Origin of the sequence: Bradyrhizobium sp. CCBAU 51745 (assembly GCF_028128715.1) — a bacterium.
In the GTDB taxonomy this organism is placed as follows: Bacteria; Pseudomonadota; Alphaproteobacteria; order Rhizobiales; family Xanthobacteraceae; genus Bradyrhizobium; species Bradyrhizobium manausense.
The window spans coordinates 1-1,086 of sequence record NZ_LBJP01000035.1 but is presented as its reverse complement, the minus strand read 5'-3'; the positions used below and the strand labels follow the sequence as shown (position 1 = coordinate 1,086).

The window sequence follows — 1,086 nt, the reverse complement described above, 5'->3', positions numbered from 1 at the left end:
CGCTCGCGCTCGCGCCGTCCTTCAGCTCGACGAAGGCACAGGGCACTTCGCCCCATTTGGGATCGGGTTTGGCGACGACGGCGGCGAACAGCACGGCCGGATGCTTGTAGAGGATATCCTCGACCTCGACGGAAGAGATGTTCTCGCCGCCGGAGATGATGATGTCCTTGGAGCGGTCCTTGATGATGACGTAGCCGTGCTCGTCGAGCACGCCGAGGTCGCCGGTGTGAAACCAGCCGCCCTCGAAGGCTTCCTTGGTCACCTTCTCGTTCTTGAGGTAGCCCTTCATCACGATATTGCCGCGGAACATCACCTCGCCGATGGTCTCGCCGTCGCGCGGGACCTCCTGCATGGTCTGCGGATTGATGACCGAGACGCTTTCCTCGAGCGGGTAGGGAACGCCCTGCCGGCGCTTCATGCGGGCGCGCTCGGCAGGCGCAAGCTCGTCCCAGCCCGGCTGCTCGGCGCAGACCGAGGCGGGGCCGTAGACCTCGGTCAGGCCATACACATGCGTGAGCTTGATGCCGATGTTTTCGGCGCCTTCCAACACCGCAACCGGCGGCGCTGCGCCGGCGATGAGGCCGACGACGCGGCGTGCCGCGTTGCCCCGTGGCGCATCGGGCGCATTGATCAGCGTGTTGTACACGATCGGCGCGCCGCACATGTGGGTGACGCCGTGCTGCCTGATCAGCTCGAAAATCTTGGTCGGCTCGACCTTGCGCAAGCAGACATTGATGCCGGCCGCAGCCGCGATCGTCCAGGGGAAGCACCAGCCGTTGCAGTGGAACATCGGCAGGGTCCAGAGATAGACCGGATGCTGGCCGAGATTGCCGGCGAGGATGTTGCTGACGGCGTTGAGATACGCGCCGCGATGATGGGTGACGACGCCCTTGGGATTGCCGGTGGTGCCCGAGGTGTAGCTCAGCGCGATCGCGTCCCATTCGTCGCTTGGCAGGATTGCCGTGAAGTTCGGATCGCCTTGCGCCACGGCGGCTTCGTATTCGATCTCGCCGATGCGCTTGCCACCCTTGAACGCGGCATCGTCGACGTCGATCACGAACGGCTTTGGCCCGGTCATCTGCGCCA

The 1,086-nt window shown here is 64.7% G+C and carries 1 protein-coding gene; it reads right to left on the bottom strand.

The window, feature by feature from the left end:
- Positions 1–1,086, bottom strand: a 1,086-nt coding sequence (locus XH98_RS12955; RefSeq protein ID WP_271618814.1) for an AMP-binding protein, incomplete at both ends; no start/stop codon positions are given.